This is a genomic window from Morganella morganii H1r (genome assembly GCF_000633515.1).
Classification (GTDB): domain Bacteria; phylum Pseudomonadota; class Gammaproteobacteria; order Enterobacterales; family Enterobacteriaceae; genus Morganella; species Morganella morganii_B.
Genome location: NZ_AYMP01000089.1, coordinates 1 through 2,068 on the forward strand (window position 1 = coordinate 1; position 2,068 = coordinate 2,068).

Consider the following 2,068-nt stretch of genomic DNA (forward strand, 5'->3'; position numbering starts at 1 on the left):
ATGCCGGGGGATATTTATTTATGACATCTTATTTACAATGCCGGAATGTTAAATATTGATTTATCTTATTATTAAAATAATCAGTAGGATATCGGATGAATAATAGATGATTTTAAAATAATCAATTTATTTATTATTTTTAAATTCATTTTTTATTCATATAAAATAACTGATTATTAAAAGGACGGGTAATGAAAGAATTAAATTTTGCTGAAGCAGAACGGGTTTCCGGTGCCGGTTGTGTTCAGGATACCATCACTGATCTCGGAAAAAAACTCGGTGACTGGGGTTTTGAGCTGCTCGGCCCGTATCTGACAGTGGATTTACCGGTGATAGGCAAAGTCAGCCTCAAAGATGTATACCCGGGGCTGGGCAGGGACCTCGGCGGGAAAGTGGGGTCAGTTGTCGGCGGTTTTATAGAAGATAAAGCAGGCGGCATTGTGGATCTCGGTGGTATTTGTAAATAATTATCACAGGGGCGTCTGTATTTTACTCTGCTGCTCTCAGAGCGGGACTGTTAACTTGATATCAGATAATTTAAATCCGTTATCATTTATGGCAGTTCGCTTATCTGCCGGTTATCCGGGTAATGCGACAGATTCCGGTATTTTCTCCGGTAAAAATACAGAATTATAAAAAAACTGCCCGGTTAATGAATACGGCAACCCGCAGTCAATATTATATTTTGAGGGAATTCATTATTTTATGAATTCCCGTTTTTTTATTTTTTCTCTGATACTGACGGTCTTTTATTCACCGGATAACCGCAGGCAGGGTTTATTGTGTTCCGCAAAGCCGCACTCGATAACCGAAAAATGAAATGGCGGGGTCAGGCCTTATTATTACCCGGTATCCCGCTGTGGCTGATCATCGTATGTAGTTTTTTGTTTTTAGTGGTTTTTCTGACCTTTATTTTATGCGGCAGTTATACGCGGCGGGTCAGTGTGACCGGGGAAATTACCACCAATCCCCGGGCTGTCACGGTATCTGCCGGGGTACAGGGATTTATTATCCGGCAATATGTGAATGAAGGGCAGATTATCCGCAAAGGAGACCCTGTTTACCGTATTGATACCAGCAGGGCCACAGCCAGTGGTGTGGTCAGTGAAAATCAGCACCGTGAAATTGAAAATCAGTTACAGCATATCCGTGATATGACCGCCCGCCTCAGAGAGAACAAACACACGACACTGGTTTCGCTCGAAAAACAAAAAGTCCTTTATGCTCAGGCGCAGTTGCGGTCTGCCGGGATTATTGAACGGGCGCAGGAAGGGATCCGCATAATGAAACAGAATATGGATAATTATCATCAATACCGGGAAAGAGGGCTGATAAATCAGGATCAGTGGCTGAATCAGGCTGCGCTTTATTATTCCCAGCAAAACAGCCTGCTGGGATTAAGCGGACAGAATGAACAGAATATTCTGCAGGTTACGTCTCTGGAAAGCCAGATTCGCACCCAGGCGGCGGAATTTGATAACCGGATTTATCAGCTGGAATTACAGCAGTCTGAATTGATGAAAGAGCAGGTGAATAACGAAGCGGGTGGTGAAATGATAGTCCGCGCCCTGACAGACGGCCGTGTGGATTCTCTCGGCGTGACCGTTGGTCAGATGGTCAACCCCGGCGATACCCTGCTGCAGATCCTGCCGGAAAATAGCCGTCAGTACTGGCTGGTACTCTGGGTGCCTAATGACGCACTGCCTTATCTGAATGTCGGTGACGCGGTGAATATCCGTTATGAGGCCTTTCCGGCAGAAAAATTCGGCCAGTTTGCCGCCACCATTCAGGTGATTTCCAAAACTCCCGCCCCGGCACAGGAAATGATGACCTATGCCGGCGCGCCGAAAGTCAACCAGATGCCGCAGTCCATCCCCTATTACAAAGTGATTGTGCGTCCGGAAAAACAGATGATCGCCTATGACGGCCGCGGGCTCAGTCTGCAAAACGGCATGAAAGCCAATACCACCCTGTTTCTGGAGAAACGCAAAATCTATCAGTGGATGGTATCGCCGTTCTATGACATGAAACAGAGTGCCTCCGGGCCAACAGGAGCAGACACACCATG

2 protein-coding genes are annotated in these 2,068 nt (G+C 45.9%); both read left to right on the forward strand.

Annotation, left to right across the window (positions count from 1 at the left end):
* The first annotated feature begins 191 nt into the window (after nt 1-191).
* A complete protein-coding gene (locus U868_RS0122900; protein ID WP_025155316.1) occupies nt 192-467 on the forward strand; it encodes a hypothetical protein in 276 nt (91 codons plus the stop codon).
* Between the two features lie 315 nt (nt 468-782).
* A partial coding sequence (locus U868_RS0122910) for an HlyD family secretion protein (protein WP_025155317.1) occupies nt 783-2,068 on the forward strand: 1,286 nt, incomplete at its 3' end.

Coding starts and splice junctions, on each gene's coding strand:
- U868_RS0122900 (WP_025155316.1), top strand. CDS start 192: ATGAAAGAATTAAATTTTGCTGAAGCAGAACGGGTTTCCGGTGCCGGT.